Source organism: Streptomyces sp. NPDC048566 (genome assembly GCF_043199735.1).
Lineage (GTDB): Bacteria > Actinomycetota > Actinomycetes > Streptomycetales > Streptomycetaceae > Streptomyces.
Genome location: NZ_JBICWL010000001.1, coordinates 111286 through 129959, shown reverse-complemented (window position 1 = coordinate 129959; position 18674 = coordinate 111286). Strand labels below are relative to the sequence as shown.

The window sequence follows — 18674 nt, the reverse complement described above, 5'->3', positions numbered from 1 at the left end:
GCGTCCGATCGACCCACACCGGGCCTGATAACCCTGCGCATCCGAGAGGCACCAAGGCGCGAGGCCCTACCGCTATCCCGCCGGCCTCTGGGATGAGGCAGCCGGCGGTCTCAGCCTGCCCAGGGCGGCGAGGCGTTCGTGTTCGCTCGGTGCGGGCCCGACGGGCAGTCTTCATCGTGGGGATGGCCAGGGAACGTCGGCAGTGCCGGCCCTGCCTGGCTCGTTTGAGGAAACCTCTCAGGCGGGTTCGGGCGTGCTCGGTCTACTCGGCGAACCGGGCATCGATGTCGACCTGCCCGCATGACGCGAGGGGGGTGTTACGCCCGCTGAGCCATTACTGGAAGGTGGTCGCGTACTTGATCCGAGGCCCTGACCACGAGCAGCTTTGTCCGCAGGGCCCCCGAGCGGCCGGAGCTCCCGGGGTCGCCTGGGATCAACCGGCCCGGCACTACCCGGGCGGGCGATCAAGCGATCCCAACGCAGAGACGGAACGATCTACCCGTCTTGATCACGTTGACAGGTTCCGAAGCACTCCGCCGTACCACCGGGCAAGCCCCACGCCACTCGCGCAGTCGCCGAACCCAACCTCAGGTCGACGCGACCGGCAGCACATCAGGGGACAGTGCCCCCGCCCGAGCCGCGGCGCTCGTCATCCGCCTGCGGTGGTGGCGTCGGCACAGCACTTCGTACCCCACGTCCTCCGCCGGTCGGTTCACGTCTCCGACCACGACCTGCTCACCCTCGACCACCATCTCCCCGCCCACCGTCCGCGCGTTGTGCGTCGCCCGGGCACCGCACCAGCACATCGCCTCGACCTGCAGCGTCTCCAGCCGGTCGGCCAGCTCGATCAACCGCTGGGAGCCGGGGAAGAGCCGAGTGCGGAAGTCGGTGGTGATACCGAACGCGAAGACGTCCAGATCCAGATCATCCACGATGCGGGCCAGCTGGTCGATCTGTCCGGGCGCAAGGAACTGCGCCTCGTCCACGATCACGTAGTCGACCTTGCCGCCCCGCGACAGCTGCTCCACCACATAGCCGTACAGATCCCGGCCCGGCCCCGCCTCCACCGCCTCGGTCACCAATCCCAGCCGTGACGACAGCTTCCCCTCCCCCGCACGATCGTCCCGCGTGAAGATCACGCCCTGGAGCCCCCTGGCCGACCGGTTGTGGCCGATTTGCAGCGCCAAGGTGCTCTTGCCGCAGTCCATCGTTCCCGAGAAAAACACCAACTCGGACATCAGCGGATCGGCACCTTTCCGGACGGAAGGCAACATGTGAACCCAAAACCGACAAAGCCGTGATCATGCGCTACAGCACCGTCCACGACACCATGCAACGACGGCGCATACCCAGGCAGGTCGGTGGACTTCCCGCAGTCCATCGTTCCGGAGAAGAACACCAGCTCGGGCATGGGAGGTCGGGCACCTTTCGGCAGCGGGGGCGGGGAGGGAGACCGGGAACGGCCGTCAGGAACGGACCTGGAGCAGCGGCACCAGCTGCTCGACCGGGGTCATCGAGCCGTGGTTGCCGACCATGGCCGACTCCTTGGGCTCCCGTTCGGAGGCGATGATCAGGACGTCGTCGCGGGCCGCGGCGATGACGTCGCCCAGCCGGGCACGGACCCGTTCGTCCACGTTCGGGCCGAACCAGCCCGCCTCGATCGCCTCGTCGCGGGAGGCGATCCAGAACTGCTCACCGAGCACCTCGCGCCAGCAGGTCAGCACGTCCGACTGGGCGCCCGCGACGGCGTAGACGTGCCGGGCGCGGCCCTCGCCGCCCAGCAGGGCCACACCGGCGCGCAGCTCCCAGTCCTCGTCGAAGTCGATGCGGTGCTGTTCGTCGAACGGGATGTCGATCATGCCGTGGTCGGCGGTCACGTACAGCGCCGAGCGCGGCGGAAGCTGCTCGGCCAGGCGCTGGACGAGCCGGTCGACGTACATCAGCTGGCCGCGCCAGGGGTCGGAGTCGACGCCGAAGCGGTGCCCCTTGCCGTCGACCTCGGCGTAGTAGGTGTAGACCAGGGAGCGGTCCCCCGCCGCCAGCTGTTCGGCCGCGAGGTCCATGCGCTCCTCGCCGGTCAGCCGGCCGTGGAAGGTGCCGCCGCTCAGCGCGATCTTCGTCAGGGGCGTGTTCTGGAAGGTGGGCGCGGAGACCTGGGCGGTGTGCACCCCGGCCGCGTCGGCCAGCTGGAAGACCGTGGGGTGGGGCTGCCAGGCGTGCGGGTCGGTCCACGGGTTCCAGCGGAGCTGGTTCATCAGCTCGCCGGTCGCGGGGTTGCGCACGGTGTAGCCGGGCAGGCCGTGTGCGCCGGGGGGCAGGCCGGTGCCCACGGAGGCGAGGGAGGTGGCGGTGGTGGCCGGGTACCCCGCGGTGATCGGGCGTCCCGTGCCGCCGCGCGAGGAGCCGAGGAGCGAGGTCAGGAACGGGGCCTCGTCCGGGTGGGCCCGGAGCTGCTCCCAACCGAGGCCGTCGATCAGGAAGACGCAGTTCCGGTCGGCGGGCGCCAGCTCGGGTATGGCGGCGGTCGTGCCGGGCACGGACATGCCGGCGGCGAGCGTGGGCAGCAGGTCGGCCAGCGATCCGGCGCCGTATTCGGGGACGGGCGCGGAGGCGACGGAGAGCGGCTCGGGGTCGTCCCAGGTGGGCAGAGCCATCAGCGGGTGATGTCCGCGGTCGCCTCGGAGAGCGACTGCGCGAAGGCGAGCGCCTGCTGCACGGTCTCCGGGCCGTCGCCCGCCTCGCTGACCCGCAGGCTCAGGTCGTCGGCCGTCGAGTTGCCGGTGTAGCCGTGGTCGGCCTCGCAGTTGGGGTCGCCGCAGGCGGCGGGCTCCAGGTCGATACGGCTGACCGCGCCCCACCCGATGGTCAGGACGACCTCGCGGGGCAGCGTGCCCGGGGTGTACGACTCGGGGTTCGCCACGACGCGGCTGACGACGACCGACGAGATCCGGCCGAGCTTCACGGACTCGGTGGACGTCGTGGCGTAGGGGGTGGGGGACGTGGTGTCCGCGTTCTGCTCGTCGGTGTGGCTCACGATGAAGCGGTTGCCGGTGAGGACGAGCACGGTGACGTGCCGCCGCACCTCGTTCGCGTCGAACGTCGTCTCCTGGTGGACCAGGTACGACCGGATGGTGTCGCCGCCGATCGCGGCCTCCACCGCCTCGGCCACGAGGGCCGGGTAGTAGCCGCTGCGCTCGATCGCCGCTCGCAGCCCCTGGGTCGTCGTACTGGTCTTGGCCATGACGTCCATCCTACGGGGGCCCACCGACTGCGAGGCACCGCCCGCGGGGTCCGGCGTGGCCGGAACGTCCGATCCGCCGCGCCGGAGTGGACGTCCGGGCCGGGTCAGACCACGGGCAGGGTGCGGGGCCCGAGGTCGTCGCGGATCGGGGCGCGCGCGAGCCGCACGGTGGCGCCCAGGACGCTGATGCCGGTGGGGGCGACCACCACCGGCTCCAGGGCCACCGCGACCACCTCCGGGTGATCGTCGACCAGCCGGGACACACGCAGCATGAGCTGTTCCAGGGCGGCGGTGTCGACCGGCGCGGAGCCCCGCCAGCCGAAGAGCAGGGGCGCCGTCCGGATCGACCGGACGAGGGAGGCGGCGTCCCGGTCGGTGACCGGGACGAGCCGGTGCGCGGTGTCCCCGAGCAGTTCGGACGCGGCTCCGGCGAGTCCGAAGGAGAGGACCGCCCCGGCCGCCGGGTCGATCACCGCGCGGACGACCGTGTCGACCCCGCGCGGGGCCATCCGCTGCACCACGGGGCGGAGCACCGCGGGTGTGCCGAAGAGCGCGGTCAACTCCGCGTATGCCCGGCGCAGTTGCTCCTCGTCCGCCAGGTCGAGGCGCACGCCGCCGAGGTCGGCGCGGTGCCGCAGGTGCGGGGCGGTGGTCTTGAGGGCCACCGGATAGCCGAGGGCACCCGCGGCGGCCACGGCGTCGTCCGGGGTGGGGGCGGGCAGGGCGCGGTGCACGTCGATGCCGTACCGCCCGAGCAGGGCGCAGGTGTCCGGGCCGTCGAGGGTCAGCCCCTCGCCGCGTCCGAGCAGGCCGTCGATGAGCCCGGCCGCGCCCTTCTCGTCGATGTCCTCGTACTCCGGGACCTTGCCCGGCTCCTCGGCGTCGAGTCGCCACTGGGCGTACTTGACGGCCTCGGCGAGGGCGCGGACGGCGCGCTCGGCGGCGGGGTAGGCGGGGATGAGCCGGGAGTCCGGGCCGGTGGCGGGGCCCGGCTGGGCCGGCGCCGTCCCGTCGGCGGGGTGGAAGCGCCGGGCGGCGCCGGGGGCCGCGCCGGCCGCCGGCCCGGCGGCCTGGGGAGCGGTGCTGGCGGCGGCGGACAGTGCCTCGGCCAGCCCGCCCAGCTCGACGTGCACGACGAGGACGGGCTTGGCGGGGGCCGCCGCCGCGGAGGAGCGCAGGGCCTCGGCGAGGGCGGCGTCGGCCGTGGAGTTCTCGCCCACCGCCGGGATGGCCGTCACCACGACGGCGTCGCAGCCGTCGTCGGCGAGGGCCTGCGACAGCGCCCGGTGGAAGTCGGCCGCCGAGGCCGCGGTGGTCAGGTCCTTCGGGGGCAGTGGCCTCAGGCCCTCGGCGAGACAGGCGTCGTAGGTCAGCAGGCCCAGCGACTCGGAGTTCCCGACGATCGCCACCCGGGGGCCTCTGGGGAGGGGCTGGCGGGCCAGCAGGAGTCCGGCGTCGACCAGTTCGGTGATCGTGTCCACCCGGATCACCCCGGCCTGGCGCAGCAGGGCCGAGACGGTGGCATGCGGCAGCCGGGTGGCCCGTACGGCGTGCCCCTGGGGGGCCGCTCCGCCGTGGCGGGCGCCCTGGACGACGACCAGCGGCTTCGCCGCCGCGGTCCGGCGGGCGAGGCGGGTGAACTTGCGCGGGTTCCCGATGGATTCGAGGTACATCAGGGCGACGTCGGTGTCGGGGTCGTCGAACCAGTACTGCAGGACGTCGTTGCCGGACACGTCCGCGCGGTTGCCGGAGGAGACGAAGGTCGACACGCCGGTCACCCCGGTGACCCCGCCGCCGCGCCGGTGCAGCCGGGAGAGCAGGGCGATGCCGATGGCGCCGGACTGGGCGAAGAGCCCGATCCGGCCCGGGCGCGGCATCTCCGGGGCGAGCGAGGCGTTCAGCCGCACCTGCGGGGAGGTGTTGATGACGCCGAAGGCGTTGGGCCCGACGATGCGCATCCCGTACGTACGCGCGTGCCGGACGAGTTCGCGCTGGCGTTCGCGCCCCGCCGGCCCGCTCTCCGCGTAGCCGGCGGAGACGACCACGAGTCCCTGCACACCGTGTTCGCCGCACTCGGTCACGGCGTCGAGGACCTGCTCGGCGGGGACGGCGACGACCGCGAGGTCGACGGGTTCCCCGATGTCGCGGACGGAGCGGTGGGCGGGGACGCCGTCGAGTTCCTTCTCCTCCAGTGCCCTGTTCACCGCGTACAGGCGGCCGGTGAAGCCGGCCTGCCGGAGGTTGTCGAGGACGCTGCGGCCGACCCCGCCCCGGGCGCGTCCGGCACCGATCACGGCGACCGAGCCGGGCGCCAGCAGCCGCTTCACGGACCGGGCCTCGGCGCGCTGCTCGCGGGCGTGCTGCACCGCGAGGGACCGGTCGGTGGGTTCGAGGTCGAACTCCAGGCGGACGACACCGTCCTCGAAGCTGCGCTTCTGGGTGTACCCGGCGTCCGTGAACACCTTGATCATCTTGTTGTTGGCGGGCAGCACCTCGGCGGCGAAGCGGCGGATGCCGCGCTCGCGCGCCACGGCCGCGATGTGTTCGAGCAGCGCCGAGGCGACGCCGCGGCCCTGGTGGGAGTCCTGCACGAGGAAGGCCACCTCCGCCTCGTCGGCGGGGGCGGAGGCGGGCAGGCCCCGGGCGTCGATCCGGTCGTAGCGCACGGTCGCGATGAACTCGCCGCCCACCGTGGCGGCGAGGCCGACGCGGTCCACGAAGTCGTGGTGCGTGAAGCGGTGGACGTCCTTGGCGGACAGCCTGGGGTAGGGCGCGAAGAAGCGGTAGTACTTCGACTCGTCCGAGACCTGCTCGTAGAAGCTGACCAGGCGCTCCGCGTCGTCGGTCGTGATGGGTCTGACGCGGGCGGTGCCGCCGTCGCGCAGCACCACGTCGGCCTCCCAGTGCGCGGGGTACTCGTGCCGGTCCGACGGGGTCTGCATGGGCCCCAGACTACGGCTCGCGCAGGACAGCGGCGCGAGGCACTCTGTGGGATACGGCGTCGCGACGGGCCGCCGTCCGCGGGCGGGGCGCGGCACCCGTCCGGGCACGCTTCCCGATATGGGACACTGGTCTAGACAACCCTGAACACCTGAAGGGCAGCATCACATGGCTGAGCGCCGCGTCAACGTCGGCTGGGCTGAGGGCCTCCACGCCCGCCCCGCCTCCATCTTCGTCCGGGCCACCACGGCCTCCGGTGTCCCCGTGACGATCGCCAAGGCCGACGGCACCCCCGTCAACGCGGCCTCCATGCTGGCGGTCCTCGGCCTGGGCGCCCAGGGTGGCGAGGAGATCGTCCTCGCGTCAGACGCCGAGGGCGCGGACGCCGCTCTCGACCGCCTGGCCAAGCTGGTCGCCGAGGGGCTCGACGAGCTGCCCGAGACCGTCTGAGCCGGCCCACGAGGCCCGCGGGCGCCACACGGCCGAGCCGCGCCACCCTGCACCGGGGGCGCGGCTCGGCCGTTTCCGCACACCGGTCCGAGAATTCCCCGGAACGGCACCCGGGCCGCGCCGCCCGGAACGAAAGGAGCGCACTCCGGAATGTCGGGCACACGAATGAAGCGGCGGCAGAATAGTCGGCCACCCGAATAACCTTCTTTGTATACGGCGCCCATGTTAATGGCGTTGGCCCGTCATGTTTACGGGATGTTGCGAAGTCCTCACACGGTCCTGGCGGTCGCCGCCCGCGGGAAATCGGAGCCGGTGCGCCGGCGCCGAGCGCTCCACGTGCAGCGCGGTGATCGCACGGGCCCGCTCCCCGTCCCCGCGGGCGACCGCGTCCACGATGGCGCCGTGCTCGGCCCAGGACTCCGCGGCATTGGCGGGCGCCTCCACCAGGTACATCCACGCGATCTTGTGCCGCAACTGGGACAGCGTCGACGTCAGCGCGGGGCTGCCCGACGCCTGGGCGAGCGTCTCGTGGAACCAGCCGCCCAGGGAGCGCAGGTCCTCGCTGTTGCCCCGCCGGGAGCGCTCCTGGCCGAGCCTGACCAGGCCCCGGAGCACCTTGAGGTGCGCCTCGGTGCGGCGCTGCGCGGCCCGCGCGGCACCCATCGGCTCCAGCAGCATGCGCATCTCCAGCAGATCCGCCGCCTCCTGCTCGGTGGGCTCGGCCACGCACGCCCCCGCGTGCCTGCGGGTGACGACGAACCCCTCGGCCTCCAGGGTGCGCAGGGCCTCGCGCACGGGGACGCGCGAGACGCCGTAGCGCCGGGCGAGCAGTTCCTCGGTGAGCCGGCCGCCTCGCTCGTAGACGCCCGCCACGATGTCGTCACGGATTGCCGTGCATACCGAGTGCGCCGGAATACGCATGATCCGACCTCCGCTTTAATCCCCGCGAAACGCCATCGATTGACGCTTGTTCAGCGACTCTATTGCAGGAAGCCTTAATTTCCGATGGGAGGACCGAATCCATGGATATTTTTTGGCCAGGCGACCCCGGAAACGACGATGCCCCGGCTCGGTGAGCCGGGGCATCGAAATCGGCGGAGAAGCGGCGAAGCGGTCGTCAGACGTTCACGCCGTGCGAGCGGAGGTAGGCGACGGGGTCCATGTCGGAGCCGTACTCGGCGCTGGTGCGCGCCTCGAAGTGCAGGTGCGGTCCCGTGGTGTTGCCGGTCGACCCGGAGAGCGCGATCTGCTGCCCCGGGGTGACCGCCTGGCCGACGGAGACCCCGATCGACGACAGGTGCCCGTACATGGTGTACGTGCCATCGTGCATCTTGATCACCACCTGATTGCCGTAGGCACCGCCCCAGCCGGCCGTGACGACGGTGCCGGCCCCGACGGCGTGCACCGAGGTGCCCGACGCCGCGTGGAAGTCGACACCGGTGTGGCTGCCGGAGGACCACAGGCTGCCGCCGGCCTGGTAGCCGGTGGAGACGTAGGAGCCGGGGATGGGCGTGACGAAGCTGTTGAGCCGCTTGCGCTCGGCGGCGCGGGCGGCACGCTCCTTGGCCTCGCGGGCCTGCGCGGCCTGCTCGGCGGCCTTCTTGCGCGCGGCCTGCTCGGCCTTCTCCCGCGCGGCGGCCACGTCGGCCGCGTGCTGCTGGGCGGCGGCCTGCTCGTCGATCTGCTCGGCGACGGAGCCGCCGATGGTGACGGCCTGGGTCAGTCCGGTCTGCTCGACGGAGGACTCGGCGGCGAACGCCGGGGCCGCGAGGGTTCCGAGGACACCGGTGGTGGTGAGGGCCGCGACGCCGACGGCGTTCTTCGTGCCGCGCTGAACGCGGCCCGGACGACGATGCTTCCCGGTGCCACAGGTGAACGCCATGAAGGGGCTGGTCCTTTCCTTCCTTCTCGCCTACCGGGTTAGCTGACGGGTTCGGAGCAGGAAGGTCTCCTACGGACCCCCTCCGGGAGGGCGTCCGATTCACCCCAGGGACTGCGTGTGGGTCCCCGGCTCCCCTGGCTCGCGCCATGCGGGGACTCGGCGATGACTGTCCGGTGCCGCGGGCGCGGCGCACTGCCTGACGAACAGCCGGACCGACGCTAGACGCGGCGTCTTTCGAACAACAAACGGATCACGTTTTTTGTAGCGCATCCCACAGCGCAGAAGCCAACCTCCGTACCAATACGGACATCTTGGCGACGATGTCCGCGTAAAGGAGGGCCCTGGCGACGCATCGGTCACCAGGGCCCATCTCGGTCACACGGTCCTACTCGGCGGAGACGACGCTGACTTCGCCGATGCCGAGCGCCCTGACCGGCTCCGCGATCCGGGCCGCGTCGCCCACCAGGACCGTCACCAGACGGTCCGTCGGGAAGGCGCTGACGGCGGCGGCGGTGGCCTCCACCGTGCCGGTGGCGGCCAGTTGGCGGTACAGGGTCGACTGGTAGTCGTCCGGGAGGAACTGCTCGACCTGGTCGGCGAGCGTGCCCGCGACGGCGGCGGCGGTCTCGAACTTGAGGGGCGCCACACCCACCAGGTTCTGCACGGCGACGTCGCGTTCCGCGTCCGTCAGCCCCTCGGCCGCCAGCGTGCGGAGGACCTTCCACAGGTCGTCCAGAGCCGGGCCGGTGTTCGGCGTGTCCACCGAGCCGCTGATCGCGAGCATGGCGGCACCGGAGCCGTCCGGGGCGGAGCGCAGGACCTGCCCGAACGACCGCACGCCGTAGGTGTAGCCCTTCTCCTCGCGCAGGACGCGGTCCAGGCGCGAGGTGAGGGTGCCGCCGAGACAGTACGTGCCGAGCACCTGGGCGGGCCACACACGGTCGTGCCGGTCGGCGCCGACGCGCCCGATCAGCAGTTGCGTCTGCACGGCGCCGGGACGGTCCACGATGACCACGCGTCCGGTGTCGTCGGCGTGCACCGGCGGCACCGGGCGCGGCTCGGCGGACGAACCCGTCCAGGAGCCCAGGGTGTCGCCGAGCAGGGCGTCCAGGTCGACGTCCGTGAGGTCACCCACGACGACGGCGGTGGCCGTGGCGGGACGGACGTGCTTCTCGTAGAAGGACCGTACGGCCGCGGAGTCGATCCGCTCGACGGTCTCCTCGGTCCCCTGGCGCGGGCGCGACATGCGGGCCGTCGCGGGGAACAGCTGCCGGGACAGCTCCTTGGCCGCGCGGCGGGCCGGGTTGGCCGTCTCGTGGGGGATCTCGTCGAGCCGGTTGCGCACCAGCCGCTCGATCTCCCCGTCCGCGAAGGCCGGGGCGCGCAGGGCGTCGGCGAGGAGCCCGAGTCCCTTGGCCAGGCGCGAGACGGGCACCTCCAGGGAGAGCCGGACCCCCGGGTGGTCGGCGTGCGCGTCGAGCGTGGCGCCGCAGCGCTCCAGCTCCGCGGCGAAGTCCTCGGCCGAGTGCTTGTCGGTGCCCTCGGAGAAGGCACGCGCCATGATCGTGGCGACGCCGTCCAGCCCCTCTGGCTCGGCGTCCAGCGGTGCCGCGAGGATCACCTCGACGGCCACGACCTGCTGGCCGGGGCGGTGGCAGCGCAGGACGGTGAGGCCGTTGCCCAGGGTGCCGCGCTCGGGCGCGGGGAAGGCCCACGGCTTGGGCCGGCCGGCCTGCGGCTGCGGATGGAAGTCCATGGTGGCGAGCTCGGTCACTTCGCCGCCTCCTCGTCGGTGTCGTCAGCGGCGTCGGTGGCTTCGGGGGCGGTGGGCTCGTAGACGAGCACGGCGCGGTTGTCGGGCCGCAGGCGGGCCGCGGCGACCTCCCGGACCTCGTCCGCGGTGACCTCGAGGACGCGCTGCACGGCGCTCAGGGCCAGCTGCGGGTCACCGAACAGGACGGCGTAGCGGCACAGTTCGTCCGCCCGTCCGGCGACCGTGCCGAGCCGGTCCAGCCACTCGCGCTCCAGCTGGGCCTGCGCGCGCTCCATCTCCTCGGCGGTGGGGCCCTCCGCGGCGAACCGCGCCAGCTCCTCGTCGACGGCGGCCTCGATGACCGGGACCTCCACGTCACCGGACGTCTTCACGTCCAGCCACCCCAGCGAGGGCGCCCCGGCCAGCCGCAGCAGACCGAAGCCGGCCGCGACGGCGGTGCGGTCGCGGCGGACGAGACGGTTGTAGAGCCGGGAGGACTCTCCGCCGCCGAGCACGGTCAGCGCCAGATCCGCGGCGTCGCACGCGCGCGTGCCGTCCTCCGGGAGGCGGTAGGCGGCCATCAGGGCGCGGGCCGGCACCTCCTCCTCGACGACCTCGCGCAGCTGCCCGCCCATGGTCTCGGGCAGCGCGCCGTCCCGCGGGGCGGGCTTGCCGTCGTGCCCGGCGATGGAGCCGAAGTACTTCTCGACCCAGGCGAGCGTCTGCTCCGGGTCGATGTCGCCGACCACCGACAGGACGGCGTTGTTGGGCGCGTAGTAGGTGCGGAAGAACGCGCGGGCATCCTCCAGGGTGGCGGCGTCCAGGTCCGCCATCGACCCGATCGGCGTGTGGTGGTACGGGTGGCCCGCCGGGTAGGCGAGCGCGGTCAGCTTCTCGAACGCGGTGCCGTACGGGACGTTGTCGTAGCGCTGCCGGCGTTCGTTCTTCACGACGTCGCGCTGGTTCTCCATCGACTCGTCGTCCAGGGCGGCGAGCAGCGAGCCCATGCGGTCGGCCTCCAGCCAGAGGGCGAGCTCCAGCTGGTGGGCGGGCATGGTCTCGAAGTAGTTGGTGCGCTCGAAGCTCGTCGTGCCGTTGAGGGAGCCGCCGGCGCCCTGGACGAGTTCGAAGTGACCGTTGCCGTGGACCTGGTGGGAGCCCTGGAACATCAGGTGCTCGAAGAGGTGGGCGAGTCCGGTACGGCCCTTGACCTCGTGCCGGGAGCCGACGTCGTACCAGAGGCACACCGCCGCGACCGGGGTCAGGTGGTCCTCGGAGAGCACCACGCGCAGGCCGTTGGCCAGGCGGTGCTCGGTCGCTGTCAGGCCGCCGGAGCCTGCCTCGGCTGCGGCCGTGTGACCCATGGGCATGTACGTCCCTTCGATCGCGGAACTGCGTCATTCCTGTCGGTCCTGCCACTGTATGCAAGCGCGCGGACGCCTGGCGAAGTTCCCGCACCTCGTACGCCGAGAGCGAGACGCGTGCGCCCCCTCCGCATCCCCGGACCCCTCCGCGGGGCCGGCCGGCCGCGGACCCGGACGGCGACGTCCGGACCCGCCCTCCGGGACGGGTGCGGAGCGGGCCCGGGGCGGATCGGGAAGCGGCCGGCCGAGGGCCGACCGGGGACGGCCGGGGGCCTCGGCAGGGCCGCCGGCACGGTCGTGAGAGCCTCCGCGGAGCGCTCCGCGGAACCGCTACGGACGGGTCGCGGTCCGCGTTGTCGGCGGCTCGGTCCACAATGGTCCGCGTCAGATCCCGTTCATGCCCCGGCAGAGACTGTGAAGGAGCCGCAGCAGCGATGGCCCGCCGCAGCACGAAGACCCCGCCGCCCGACGACTCGTACGAGGAGAAGATCCTCGACATCGACGTCGTGGACGAGATGCAGGGCTCCTTCCTCGAATACGCGTACTCGGTCATCTACTCGCGAGCCCTGCCGGACGCCCGGGACGGCCTGAAGCCCGTGCACCGCCGCATCGTGTACCAGATGAACGAGATGGGCCTGCGCCCCGATCGCGGCTACGTGAAGTGCGCCCGTGTCGTGGGCGAGGTCATGGGCAAGCTCCACCCGCACGGTGACGCGTCGATCTACGACGCCCTGGTGCGCCTCGCCCAGCCCTTCTCGATGCGCCTGCCGCTGGTCGACGGCCACGGCAACTTCGGTTCGCTCGGCAACGACGACCCGCCCGCCGCGATGCGCTACACCGAGTGCCGCCAGGCCGACGCGACCTCCCTGATGACGGAGTCCATCGACGAGGACACGGTCGACTTCTCGCCCAACTACGACGGGCAGGAGCAGGAGCCCGTGGCCCTCCCGGCCGCGTTCCCCAACCTCCTCGTCAACGGCTCGTCGGGCATCGCCGTGGGCATGGCGACCAACATGCCGCCGCACAACCTGGGCGAGGTCATCGCGGCGGCCCGGCACCTCATCCGGCACCCCGGGGCCGACCTCGAGACGCTGATGAAGCACGTCCCGGGCCCCGACCTGCCCACCGGTGGCCGGATCGTCGGCCTCAGCGGCATCAGGGACGCCTACGAGTCGGGCCGCGGCACCTTCAAGATCCGCGCCACGGTCTCGGTGGAGGACGTCACGGCCCGCCGCAAGGGCCTCGTCGTCACCGAACTGCCCTTCACCGTCGGCCCGGAGAAGGTGATCGCCAAGATCAAGGATCTGGTCGGCTCGAAGAAGCTCCAGGGCATCGCCGACGTCAAGGACCTCACCGACCGCGCGCACGGACTGCGCCTGGTCATCGAGATCAAGAACGGCTTCGTGCCGGAGGCGGTCCTCGAACAGCTCTACAAGCTGACGCCGATGGAGGAGTCCTTCGGCATCAACAACGTGGCCCTGGTGGACGGCCAGCCGCTCACCCTCGGCCTCAAGGAGCTCCTGGAGGTCTACCTCGACCACCGGTTCACCGTGGTCCGCCGCCGCAGCGAGTTCCGGCGCGGCAAGAAGCGCGACCGCCTCCACCTGGTGGAGGGGCTCCTCGTCGCCCTCCTGGACATCGACGAGGTCATCCGGCTCATCCGCTCCAGCGACAACTCGGCCCAGGCCAAGGAGCGCCTGATCGAGCACTTCTCGCTCTCCGAGATCCAGACCCAGTACATCCTGGACACGCCGCTGCGGCGCCTGACCCGGTTCGACCGCATCGAGCTGGAGTCGGAGCGGGACCGCCTGATGGGCGAGATCGACGAGCTGACCGGCATCCTGGAGTCGGACGCGGAGCTGCGCAAGCTGGTCTCGGGCGAACTCGCCGCGGTGGCGAAGAAGTTCGGCACCGAGCGGCGCACGGTGCTGCTGGAGTCGGCCGGCGCGCCCGCCCCGACGGTGTCCCTCCAGGTGGCCGACGACCCCTGCCGGGTGCTGCTGTCCTCGACGGGGCTGCTGGCCCGCACGGCGACCGGCGACCCGCTCGGCCAGGACCCGGACGGCAAGCGCACCAAGCACGACGTGATCGTCTCCACGGTGCCGGCGACGGCGCGCGGCGAGATCGGTGCCGTCACCTCGCTGGGCCGGCTCCTGCGCCTCAACGTCATCGACCTCCCCCGGCTGCCGGAGACGGCCGCGGCGCCGAACCTCTCCGGTGGTGCTCCGGTCTCGGAGTTCCTGTCCCAGCTGGAGCCGGACGAGACGGTGGTCTGCCTGACCACGCTCGACGAGTCGTCGCCCGGCCTGGCGATCGGCACGGAGCAGGGTGTCGTCAAGCGCGTGGTGCCCGACTACCCCTCGAACAAGGAGGAGCTGGAGGTCATCACCCTGAAGGACGGCGACAGGATCGTCGGCGCGACGGAGCTGCGCACCGGCGAGGAGGACCTGGTCTTCATCGCGGACGACGCCCAGCTGCTGCGCTACCAGGCCGCGCAGGTCCGCCCGCAAGGGCGTGCCGCCGGCGGCATGGCGGGCATCAAGCTCGCCGAGGGCGCGAAGGTGATCTCCTTCACCGCGGTCGACCCGGCGGTGGACGCCGTGGTGTTCACGGTGGCGGGCTCGCGCGGGACGCTCGACGACTCGGTCCAGACCACGGCCAAGCTGACGCCGTTCGACCAGTACCCGCGCAAGGGACGCGCCACCGGCGGTGTGCGCTGCCAGCGGTTCCTCAAGGGCGAGGACTGCCTGTCGCTGGCGTGGGCGGGCCCGGCTCCGGGGCGTGCGGCACAGCGGAACGGCACCCCGGTCGACCTGCCGGAGATCGATCCGCGCCGTGACGGTTCGGGGGTCTCCCTGGGGAAGACGGTGTCGGTGGTGGCGGGCCCGGTGTAGCCCGGGTCAGCTCTCGGGATCATCCGGCTCGCGCACGTAGCGCAGGACGCCCCACATGCCGTGCTCGTCGGCGTGCGGGGCGTCCTCCGTGCACGCCTCCAGTTCCTCGGCCAGTGCCGCCGTGTCGATGCCCGCCCCGATGAGGACGAGCCGGGTCAGACGCTCGTCCGTACCGGCCCAGGGCTCGGGGTGGAAGCGGAGGAAGCGGCCGACGGCGTGCACGGCGTACCGGTTGCGGGTGTCCCGGACGCCGAAGTCGACGTATCCCTTGATCCGGTAGAGCCCCTCGGGCCGGCTGTCGAGGAAGGCCATCAGACGCCGGGGATCCATCGCGACGTCGGCGGTGAACGAGAGCGACGTGTAGGCGGCGTGCAGGTGGCCCGCGTGTCCGGACGGCCCGTCACCGGGCTCCCCGTGGTCTGCGGCCTCCCGGTCGTGGAGGTCGTCGAAGGAGAGTTGCCCGACGCGCTCCTCGCTCGGCCGGCAGTCGAACAGGAACTCGGGGTCGACACTGCCGAAGCGGGCCGGGAGCACCGCGGCACCGTCGGCCAGCTCGCGCACGACGCGCAGGACGCGCTCCGCGTCGTCGGCCCGGTCGGTCTTGTTGACGACGACGAGATCGGCCAGGGCCAGATGCCGGTCGATCTCGGGATGCCTGTCGCGGGTGGCGTCGAACTCGGCGGCGTCGACGACCTCGACGAGGCCGCCGTAGACGATCCCCGGGTGTTCGCTGGCGAGGACCATCCGGACGAGTTCCTGCGGTTCGGCGAGCCCGCTCGCCTCGATGACGATGACGTCGATGCGGGCGGAGGGCTGAGCGAGCCGGTCGAGATACCGGTCGAGTTCGCTCACGTCGACGGCGCAGCACAGGCACCCGTTGCCGAGCGAGACGGTGGAGTCGCCGAGCGCCCCCGCCACCGCCATCGCGTCGATCTCGATCGCGCCGAAGTCGTTGACGACGGCTCCGAGCCGGCTGCCTCCACTGCGATGCAGGAGGTGGTTGAGCAGCGTGGTCTTGCCGGAGCCCAGGAAGCCCGCCAGGACGATGACCGGGATCTGCCGTGGACTCGACTGACTCACCGTGCGCCTCTCGGAGACCTGTGCGCGCACCGGCTCACGGGACCGGCGCGCACACACGGAACGAATACCGACCCAGCATACGAGGGGGAGGAATCGCCCCTAACTGAACGATTGTCGGCGGCGCTCACGGGGCACACGTTGGGCATGGCGCCGGGAACCGCGACCCGCACGTCCCTCCGTGCGCCTCCTCTCCGCCTCCCTGCCGATCAGAGCGGCTCGGCAAAACTGGGAGACGGCAAGCGCGCCGCCCGCCGGTCCGCTCCGTGTCGCACCACACCGGACGGCCGGCGGACGGTCGCCTGATTCGGGGGTTGACATGGTCAAACGGATAACCAGATGGTGCGGAATGAGGTGTACCGCCGCCACGGCGATGGGTCTTGTCACGGGAGCCGCGCTGACACTCGCCGCCCAGCGGACCCGTCTCGGCGCCCTCCACACCCGGATCGAGTTGCTGGAACAGGCGGCGCAGGCGCAGCGCCAGGCCAATCTCGCCCATCAGCAGCGACTCCACTGGGAACTGCTGAGCAAGGCGATGGACGATCCCGAGTTGGCCGAGGTGCTGGACACCTACGAGGGGACCGTCTCGCAGAAGAAGCAGCGCCAGTTCCTCTTCACCAACGCCTTGTACACCAACGCCTTGTGTTACTACCGCATGGGCAACATGACGCGCGAAGAGTTCTTCGGCTTCGCGCGGGGGATGCTCCAGCATCCGATTTTTCGCGAGTACTGGTACGCGACACGCCCCCATCGAGCCACGCTGATCAGCACGTCGGACGAAGCCCAAATCGGACGCATGGTCGAAGATCTACTCGTACAGCTGGACGAAACAGACACGGACGAGTGGTGGGTCGTGGGCGAGCCTCCCAGCGAATAGACCGCTTCACCTGCCGCACCCCGGCGCACGGATCCCGACGTGCGCCACCCGGTCGAGACGGTCACACTGACGGCCCATAACGAAGTGGCAAAGCGCACCGTTTAGTTGATGGTCTTTGAGTTGACTGCTGCGTTATCGCGCATTGAGTCGACCCCGACCGACGCCGCCGCTGGTCGTCGAGGCCGCAGCCCCACAGGGCAGTCGCGCCGCGCCGCGCAGCATCGGCGCGCGCAAGAGCACCTCTCGACCAAAGGAACGCAGGAACAGTGAGTCACATCATCCGTCGGATTGGCACTCCTCCCAGCATGCGCGGAAGCACGACCGGTGCCAATTGTCCGGATATTTTTGAACTTTCCGACGGAAGGTTCGCCGTCATCGGCGAAGATCTCACCGAGAAGCTGGACGCCGAACTTCCGGCCGACGCATCCCGGGCGGATTACGAAAGAATTGTCGTGGTCACCCGCGAAACGCTCATTCACGCGAAAGCGGATATCCCGGACGCCTAGGCGACGCTTCCCTTGTTTCAGGTCCGATGACTTCCCTCCGATGCCGCCTCAACGGACCGGTGACCGCCACTCATTGACCTGCGAGGCGAGTCGGCGGTAGCCGGCCGCAGCGTCCGACGCGCCGCCGGTGCACACCGCGCACGGCGTGGATCGCCGCACGACTCGCCGGGCTTGGCACCGTCCAGGTGCCAAGCCCACTTCGGAACACCGTCACGTCACGCCGGGCGCCGCCACCGGCGGGCCCGGCCCCACGGAGCGGGCCGCGGGTCCGGATGGCCGGCTGGAGCGCCGACGTCCCGGAGGAGTAGGCCGAGCGCCGGCTCCGTACGCCTCCGAGCGGCCACTGACGCGGGGGAACGTCGACCGCAGCCACTCCCCCTGGGCCGCCGGGAGACCGTGCGGGCCGCATCGGGGCCCCGCGCCGGTCCCCGGCCCGGGGGCCGGGAGCGTGTCTGCCGTCCGGGAACACCCGCTCCGTCGCCGGAAATCTCCGCTCCGCCGCCGGACCTGCTCGGCCCCTGCGGCGCTCGATCCGCCGTCCCGGCGCGGTCCGCCTCCCCGAAGTCCCTGACCCTCGTCGCCGCGCGCGACACAGGCTCCCCCGCCACCCGCTCCTCCCCGTCCCGGCCGCGCAGCCCGCGGCCCGGAGGCCCGCGCCTGCGCGGCCGGAGGACGCTCCGGGGCGAGTCAGGTTAGGCTCACCTCTGTGAGAACGTGCACCAGCGCGTCGCGGCACCTCGACGAGCCCCTCGCGGGGACCGCGGCCACCGCGAGGACGTGGCTGCTGATCGAGCAGCCCGGACCCTGGGGTGCCCGAGCGCTCACCTCCAGCCACCTGGACCCCGCACTCGGCCGAGCCCTCGAATCGGCCGCGCAGGCCACGGGCGTGCGGATCGCCCTCATCCGCCGCCCCGGTCGGCACGCCGACCACGGAACACCCACCGAGCGGCACGTGTACGCGGCCCACACGACCGCGGGCGGTGTCTGGTTGCGCGCCGCCCGGGTGTCCGACCCCGCTCGTCTGCTCGATCTCGACCTCGCCGCGCTCGGCCGCGGCGATCCGCGGTCCTTCGACGAGGTCCTCCGGGGCCGCCCCCACACGCAGGGCCCGCTCGCCCTCGTCTGCACCAACGGCCGGCGCGACCGCTGCTGCGCCCTGCTCGGCCGGCCGTTGGCCGCGGAACTGGCCTCGTCCGGGGTGGACGGGGTCTGGGAGGTCACCCATCTGGGCGGTCATCGCTTCTCCCCCACCGTGCTCGTGCTCCCGTACGGGTACGCGTACGGGCGCGCCGAGGCCCACGCCGTCAAGGAGGTCCTGCAGGGCGTCCGCGAAGGCCGCGTCGTCACCGAGGGCTGCCGCGGCAGTTCCGCCTGGGAGCGGCCGGGCCAGGCGGCCGAACTGGCGGTTCGGACCGCTGCGGGCGAGCACGCCGCCGGGGTGCTGAAGGTGGTGCGCACCGACGGGGCCGCGCCTCGCTGGGACGTCACCGTGGCCCACGACGACGGGCGCCTGTGGCGGGTGGTCGTCGCGCAGGGAAACTCCTCGCCGCCCCGTCCGGAATCCTGCGGCGCGGCGCTGGGGTCCCCGGCCCGGATGGACGTGGTGTCCGTTCGCCGGTGGGACGGGACGGCGGACCGCAGGGCCGGTTGACGCCCCGAGGCGTCCGTCGGGAGGCAGACCCCGCGTGCC

Annotated in this window: 15 protein-coding genes and 1 riboswitch; of the genes, 5 read left to right on the top strand and 10 right to left on the bottom strand. The window is 72.0% G+C overall.

What is annotated here, in order from left to right; genetic code table 11:
* Positions 1 to 587 precede the first annotated feature (587 nt).
* The 5 genes from ACGFS9_RS00495 to ACGFS9_RS00475 all read right to left on the bottom strand — a co-directional run bounded on the left by ACGFS9_RS00495 (position 588) and on the right by ACGFS9_RS00475 (position 6183).
* Positions 588 to 1238 (bottom strand): thymidine kinase, encoded by a 651-nt coding sequence (locus ACGFS9_RS00495; protein ID WP_393249270.1) that lies wholly within the window; start codon positions 1236 to 1238, stop codon positions 588 to 590.
* Positions 1238 to 1411, bottom strand: coding sequence for a hypothetical protein (locus tag ACGFS9_RS00490; RefSeq protein ID WP_393249268.1), 174 nt, complete (start codon positions 1409 to 1411; stop codon positions 1238 to 1240). The genes ACGFS9_RS00495 and ACGFS9_RS00490 overlap by 1 nt, the downstream gene beginning before the upstream one ends.
* 55 nt (positions 1412 to 1466) lie before the next feature.
* Complete coding sequence (locus ACGFS9_RS00485) at positions 1467 to 2654, bottom strand: alkaline phosphatase family protein (RefSeq protein WP_393249266.1); 1188 nt, start codon at positions 2652 to 2654, stop codon at positions 1467 to 1469.
* Positions 2654 to 3241: a DUF5998 family protein gene (locus ACGFS9_RS00480; RefSeq protein WP_393249264.1), complete on the bottom strand. Its 588-nt coding sequence runs from the start codon at positions 3239 to 3241 to the stop codon at positions 2654 to 2656. The genes ACGFS9_RS00485 and ACGFS9_RS00480 overlap by 1 nt, the downstream gene beginning before the upstream one ends.
* 104 nt (positions 3242 to 3345) lie before the next feature.
* Positions 3346 to 6183 carry a GNAT family N-acetyltransferase gene (locus tag ACGFS9_RS00475; protein ID WP_393249262.1) on the bottom strand — a complete coding sequence of 946 codons (2838 nt, stop codon included), beginning with the start codon at positions 6181 to 6183 and terminating at the stop codon, positions 3346 to 3348.
* Positions 6184 to 6349: 166 nt separating this feature from the next.
* Here ACGFS9_RS00475 and ACGFS9_RS00470 point away from each other — a divergent pair, with 166 nt between their 5' ends.
* Entirely contained in the window at positions 6350 to 6631 is a 282-nt protein-coding gene (locus ACGFS9_RS00470) for an HPr family phosphocarrier protein (RefSeq protein WP_393249260.1), read from the top strand.
* 225 nt (positions 6632 to 6856) lie between these two features.
* Here ACGFS9_RS00470 and ACGFS9_RS00465 read toward each other — a convergent pair whose 3' ends face one another.
* The 4 genes from ACGFS9_RS00465 to ACGFS9_RS00450 form a co-directional block, all read right to left on the bottom strand.
* The gene (locus tag ACGFS9_RS00465) at positions 6857 to 7552 is read right to left on the bottom strand and encodes a GntR family transcriptional regulator (RefSeq protein ID WP_393249258.1); all 696 of its coding nucleotides are present in this window, start codon (positions 7550 to 7552) and stop codon (positions 6857 to 6859) included.
* Positions 7553 to 7748: 196 nt separating this feature from the next.
* Complete coding sequence (locus ACGFS9_RS00460; RefSeq protein ID WP_393249256.1) at positions 7749 to 8513, bottom strand: M23 family metallopeptidase; 765 nt, start codon at positions 8511 to 8513, stop codon at positions 7749 to 7751.
* A gap of 13 nt (positions 8514 to 8526) precedes the next feature.
* A riboswitch (cyclic di-AMP (ydaO/yuaA leader) is annotated at positions 8527 to 8685 on the bottom strand.
* 213 nt (positions 8686 to 8898) lie between these two features.
* Positions 8899 to 10287 carry a M16 family metallopeptidase gene (locus ACGFS9_RS00455; RefSeq protein ID WP_393249254.1) on the bottom strand — a complete coding sequence of 463 codons (1389 nt, stop codon included), beginning with the start codon at positions 10285 to 10287 and terminating at the stop codon, positions 8899 to 8901.
* On the bottom strand, positions 10284 to 11636 hold the full coding sequence (locus ACGFS9_RS00450) for a M16 family metallopeptidase (protein ID WP_393249252.1): 1353 nt from the start codon (positions 11634 to 11636) through the stop codon (positions 10284 to 10286). The genes ACGFS9_RS00455 and ACGFS9_RS00450 overlap by 4 nt, the downstream gene beginning before the upstream one ends.
* 428 nt (positions 11637 to 12064) lie before the next feature.
* On the opposite strand from ACGFS9_RS00450, the gene ACGFS9_RS00445 reads away from it, so the two are divergent.
* Complete coding sequence (locus ACGFS9_RS00445; RefSeq protein ID WP_393249250.1) at positions 12065 to 14524, top strand: DNA topoisomerase (ATP-hydrolyzing) subunit A; 2460 nt, start codon at positions 12065 to 12067, stop codon at positions 14522 to 14524.
* Positions 14525 to 14530: 6 nt separating this feature from the next.
* On the opposite strand, the gene ACGFS9_RS00440 is transcribed toward ACGFS9_RS00445, so the two are convergent.
* Complete coding sequence (locus tag ACGFS9_RS00440) at positions 14531 to 15604, bottom strand: CobW family GTP-binding protein (protein ID WP_393249248.1); 1074 nt, start codon at positions 15602 to 15604, stop codon at positions 14531 to 14533.
* 346 nt (positions 15605 to 15950) lie between these two features.
* On the opposite strand from ACGFS9_RS00440, the gene ACGFS9_RS00435 reads away from it, so the two are divergent.
* From ACGFS9_RS00435 to ACGFS9_RS00425, 3 genes are all read left to right on the top strand, one after another.
* Positions 15951 to 16478: a DUF6082 family protein gene (locus tag ACGFS9_RS00435; protein WP_393249246.1), complete on the top strand. Its 528-nt coding sequence runs from the start codon at positions 15951 to 15953 to the stop codon at positions 16476 to 16478.
* Between the two features lie 305 nt (positions 16479 to 16783).
* Positions 16784 to 16984, top strand: coding sequence for a hypothetical protein (locus ACGFS9_RS00430; protein WP_393250456.1), 201 nt, complete (start codon positions 16784 to 16786; stop codon positions 16982 to 16984).
* 706 nt (positions 16985 to 17690) lie between these two features.
* Entirely contained in the window at positions 17691 to 18635 is a 945-nt protein-coding gene (locus ACGFS9_RS00425; protein WP_393249244.1) for a sucrase ferredoxin, read from the top strand.
* The last annotated feature ends 39 nt before the right edge of the window (positions 18636 to 18674 follow it).